The sequence below is a fragment of the Luteitalea sp. genome (genome assembly GCF_022842525.1).
Taxonomy (GTDB): domain Bacteria; phylum Acidobacteriota; class Vicinamibacteria; order Vicinamibacterales; family Vicinamibacteraceae; genus Luteitalea.
Window position 1 is genome coordinate 1 of sequence record NZ_JALHPM010000382.1, and the last position, 2,523, is coordinate 2,523.

2 protein-coding genes are annotated in these 2,523 nt (G+C 66.9%); both read left to right on the top strand.

Annotated elements, in window-relative coordinates:
* Positions 1–75 precede the first annotated feature (75 nt).
* A complete protein-coding gene (locus Q0C41_RS31265; RefSeq protein WP_291990950.1) occupies positions 76–1,677 on the top strand; it encodes an ATP-binding protein in 1,602 nt (533 codons plus the stop codon).
* Positions 1,678–2,098: 421 nt separating this feature from the next.
* The coding region (locus Q0C41_RS31270) for a ribonucleotide reductase N-terminal alpha domain-containing protein (RefSeq protein WP_291990952.1) at positions 2,099–2,523 on the top strand (425 nt) is incomplete at its 3' end.

Below are 2,523 nucleotides of genomic sequence, written 5' to 3' on the forward strand. Positions count from 1 at the left end.
CGGCCGGACGCCCTTCATCACCCCGAGTGGGGGTCACCCCTCTGGGTGCCCACCCGCTTGCACAAGGAGAGATTCATGAAAGTGCAAGTCAGAGTCAACGAGCGCGGCGCCCTGCGCAATGGGCGCTTCGCCTTCACCAACAAGCTCACGCTGGTCTCGGAGCTGCTGCAGAACGCACGCCGCGCCGGCGCGACGCAGGTGACCATCAGCTATGACGCGACGGCCAGGCGCCTGACCGTCATCGACGACGGCTGCGGCATCGAGGACTTCCAGCGGCTGCTGACCTTCAACGAGAGCGGCTGGGACGAAGACACGATTCGGACGGAGCACGCCTTCGGCCTCGGCTTCTCAAAGTGCCTGTACGCCGCCAGTCGGGTCACGGTGACCTCACTTGGGCAGCGCCTGGCCTTCCAGTGCGACGATGCCCTGGACCAGGTCGAACTCGATGTGGAGGCAGCGCCCGATGCCGACCCGGGCCTCACCACGGTAGAGCTCGAAGGCGCGGACCTGCCGCAACTGGATCAGCTGATCGACCGCATCACGCGCGGGTTTCCTCTTCCCGTGGTCTACAACGGCGTGTCGCAGGCCCGGCAGCACTGCCTGGCAGCGATGCCATTCACGGCCACCGACATCGGGCAGGTGCATCTCTGGGGCACCGACGGCGGCGAGCCGGCAACGGCAAGCGCGCTGTACCTCCAGGGCCTGCTGATCGGCAGCCCGGATCGGCATCTCCACTGGGAGCATCAGAAGGTGGACGTGATTCACCTGAATTCCGCGCTCTTCATGGCCCGCATGCCGGACCGTACCGAACTCATCGATGCGGAGGAACAGGGCAAGCGCATCGACGGCGCGGTCAGGCAGCTGTGGCGGACGGTCCTCGAGGAGAGGAAGCAGAAGCTGCCGCCGGCCGAGTTCGTCGAGCGCTACTACGCGGTTGCCCGGCGGCAGAACCTGCTGGAGGTCTTCGACGACGTCCCGGTAGTGCCGCGCCAGGCCTGTTCCGTGGTGATCGACTACCCGACCACGGCAGACGAGCAGGAGCGCTACCTGCAGAGCCCGGACAGCCATCCGACGTGCGAGGACGTCGAGAACGGAACGATCCGGCTGGCGGCATTCAGCCCGTACCAGAAGGACGAATCGCACGCGACGCTGATGTACGCGCGGGCGGCCGGGCTGACCCTGGTGCACACCTACCTGCTCGGCTTCGAGCACTGGGTGACACGCGAGCTGCGTGATCTCGATGTCGAGGACATCGAAGTCGTCGCCGTCGGGGCTGGTGCCGAGGAGCGTTTCGACGGCATCTTCATCTGCGAGTTGGTCCGGCTGTGCGACCGCTTCGAGATCCGGCACGGCACCGATGTCGTGACGATCAGCGACGACGCGCTGTTCCACGACGAAGTGATCCTCTGCCCTGCTGGTTGTCGAGGCGGCGCCGTCGTCAAGCAGGTCTCGGCCTACACCGGCGAGTACGACCACTTCGACGACACGGCCTGCGACGAGGACATGCGGCGGCTGGATCGGCTGGTGCGCACCCTGCGCTGCCCGGATCCCGCGAGCATGCTGCGCTGCCTGCTGCAGGACCTGCCGCTCAACGACTATGCGGCCCTGGTCGGACGGACCTTCCGCGTCGCACTCGGAACGTCAGCCGATGAAGCCTCGGTCGACCTGGTCTCATGACCTGATCGACCTCAAGAAAGAGCCGCCTCCGGGTGGTTCTTTCCAGAGCGGGTCCCCAGGCCCGCTCCGGAAAGAACGGTTTCCCCACAGGTAGCTGACGCACCTGGCGCCATCGGCGCGAAGTCAGCCCAAGCATCCCCGCTGCCGTCCCTTCAAGGGTCGGCGACACGAAGCCTTTCGGTCCACGAGCGCCCTGCGAGAAAGCTCGCGCGCAAGTGACCGAATCGGGCGATCCGCCCGTCTTCCATGTACCAGGCCGATCGGCTGTCGCGACCTCTGCGTCGCGCCGGCAAAGGGCCCTGGCGCCCTCCCCGCCCACCAGTGCATCCGAGCCTCTCCCGCTGCGTCGCCTCGCGCGATGCGGACACGGACAGGCCTTGCCGCGTGGGTATCCATCCGACCCGTTCCTCAGGAGTTCGTCATGAAACTCAACGACCTTCCCAAGATCGATGCCGCGCTCGCGCCGCAAGCCATCTCGACCGATGTCCTGCTCGAGAAGTACGCCAAGGGCAACGAGTCCTCGGCCGAAGACATCCATGCCCGCGTCAGCCTCGCGCTCGCCGCGGTCGAACGGCCGGCCGACCAGGCTTACTGGCAGGCGCGATTCCTGGCCGCGCTGGCCCGCGGCTTCATCCCCGCTGGCCGCATCAATTCGGCCGCTGGCACCGACATCCGGGCCACGCTGATCAACTGCTTCGTGCAGCCGGTCGGCGACAGCGTCTCCGAGGACGTGGCCGGCAAGCCCAGCATCTACAAGGCGCTGGCGCAGGCGGCAGAGACCATGCGTCGCGGTGGCGGCGTCGGCTACGACTTCAGCCGCATCCGCCCACGCGGTGCGATGGTCAA